We start from the raw sequence: 1759 nt of genomic DNA on the forward strand, positions 1-1759 counted from the left end.
ACGACGACGCAAACAGAACTCCCGCCGCTCAGTTCTATTCGCTGATCATGTAAGTAGTCCTTTTCATTTTAACCTGTCACTCATCCTCCCACCGTTATCGCGACACAACCGCTTTTCGTGCCTATCGTCGTCGGAAGCTGAGTCGACGCGATGTTCCCCACTTTTGCCGGGTGCGTCGGGTGATGCACTCTTTGGCACACTGATGCTGATCTTGCCGCATTCCGCCCCCACCATCACGACGCACCATTTGCGGATGCATTACCAGCCGTTGCGTGCGCGAACTACCTCCGTCAGGATCGCCAGGTATTGCCCCTGATCGCGGCGCTCATGCCGCAATGCTCACAACGTAACTTCGGCGCTCAACGTATCCCAGGGCGCGGTCAGACGTCCGTCTTCGCGAACCACGAGACCAGCTGCCTCAAGGATGGCAACGTCCTCATAAACCCGCTTGTAATCCCGCTTCAGCGCATCTGCCAGCGCTTTTACGCTTTCCGCGCTTTCACGATGCAGATGGCGCAATACCTCAAGCCGTTTCGGTGACAACGCGGCCAGCATCTCTTCGAGCGACAGAAAAGTCACGTGCCGCTCGTCGACCTTCTCGCCTGCCTGTGCGCGATTCCAGGCCGACAGGAACCGCTTACCCATGTCCCGTGCGCCACCCACATGCACATTCAATTTGCTCACGACTCACCTCGTTCACGTTCAACATCATCCAGGAAGTCGGCCACCATCTGTTCTGCCGTGGAAAACGCGTAGGGCTCTTCATGGTCACGATAATGCCGGTGGTCGCCCTTGCCACGCTCGTTGTCGTAGCCAATGATCCGCTGACCATCGCGTCCGTAGAACAGGCTGTACTTCAGACCATGGGGCCTTTCGGCATCGGTGACTGGCAATCGCCAGACGCGCATTTCGAGAATCGCACCATCCGGGTAGGTAGCCCGGTCCTCGAACAGCAGTGTGGCTTTCTTTCTCATATGGCGTATCATGCCATAATCCATCTTATGGCGTCAAGCGCCATAAAGCGTGGATAAACGATTCCGCCCGCGGCTTCCATCAGGCATGCCCGAAAACCGGTTGTGTCGCGATTCGCGTTTGCGGTTATGGAACGCGAAGACGAATCGCGCAAGCGGGTCGAGCTGCATCGACTGCTCGACCAGCGTGACGAGGCTGTTGATTCTGGCCCGGAAGTCAATCGGCTCGCGGTGCAGGTAGATCCGCAGGTCCGCGTCGAGGCGAAACATCAGCGCGCCCCCAATGCTTCGATCATCGCCCTTATGAGAGCGCCATTGTGCGCGGCGCATTCGAGCTGCAGCGTTACGCCGTTTGGCAACTGCACTGATAGCCGCGCCGGCGTCGCTGCCATCGCCGATTCGTGTCTGTGCGACGTTCGCCGCACGCTCACCGGCTCGTGATTCGTGCGCACCGGCGCCCCTTCGTTGACCGTGACGACCGGCACGAATGCCGACGGCGAAGGCTCCGCACTCACCGTCCCGGCAGCAGCATTCGCGCGCTCGCGCAATTGAATCCACTTATGCAGCTGGTTCGCGTTCACGTCAGCCTTCAATGCCAGCCCGGCAATCGACGCGCCCGGTTGCCGGCAGGCGTCAATCAGCTTGCGCTTACCCTCGGCGTCAAACTTGCGCTTGCCGGCTCTGGTGCAAATATGCTCGGCGAATCGGATAAAGTAGCGAGCCTATCAAACGGGTAGCCGGTGATGATCAAGCGCAAGGGGCTGGAGGGGTTGTTCGATGGGCGGCAT

Annotated in this window: 4 protein-coding genes; all 4 read right to left on the reverse strand. The window is 59.2% G+C overall.

The window, feature by feature from the left end:
* Positions 1-339: 339 nt before the first annotated feature.
* The 4 genes from HV796_RS42035 to tnpA are packed head-to-tail and all read right to left on the reverse strand — an operon-like array spanning position 340 to position 1681.
* Entirely contained in the window at positions 340-684 is a 345-nt protein-coding gene (locus tag HV796_RS42035; RefSeq protein WP_246356396.1) for an HVO_A0114 family putative DNA-binding protein, read from the reverse strand.
* Positions 681-998, reverse strand: a complete 318-nt coding sequence (locus HV796_RS42040; RefSeq protein ID WP_484555927.1) for a toxin-antitoxin system TumE family protein — start codon at positions 996-998, stop codon at positions 681-683. Before HV796_RS42040 ends, HV796_RS42035 begins: the two co-directional genes overlap by 4 nt.
* 9 nt (positions 999-1007) lie before the next feature.
* Positions 1008-1241, reverse strand: coding sequence for an IS66 family insertion sequence element accessory protein TnpB (gene tnpB / locus HV796_RS42045; protein WP_175233516.1), 234 nt, complete (start codon positions 1239-1241; stop codon positions 1008-1010).
* On the reverse strand, positions 1241-1681 hold the full coding sequence (gene tnpA, locus HV796_RS42050; protein ID WP_175233518.1) for an IS66-like element accessory protein TnpA: 441 nt from the start codon (positions 1679-1681) through the stop codon (positions 1241-1243). The genes tnpB and tnpA overlap by 1 nt, the downstream gene beginning before the upstream one ends.
* Positions 1682-1759: the final 78 nt, after the last annotated feature.

The sequence above is a fragment of the Paraburkholderia humisilvae genome, assembly GCF_902859855.1.
Lineage (GTDB): Bacteria > Pseudomonadota > Gammaproteobacteria > Burkholderiales > Burkholderiaceae > Paraburkholderia > Paraburkholderia humisilvae.

Bases quoted from the DNA above. Each gene is read 5' to 3' on its own strand.
- tnpB (WP_175233516.1), bottom strand. From the start codon at position 1,241: ATGTTTCGCCTCGACGCGGACCTGCGGATCTACCTGCACCGCGAGCCG.
- HV796_RS42040 (WP_484555927.1), bottom strand. From the start codon at position 998: ATGGATTATGGCATGATACGCCATATGAGAAAGAAAGCCACACTGCTG.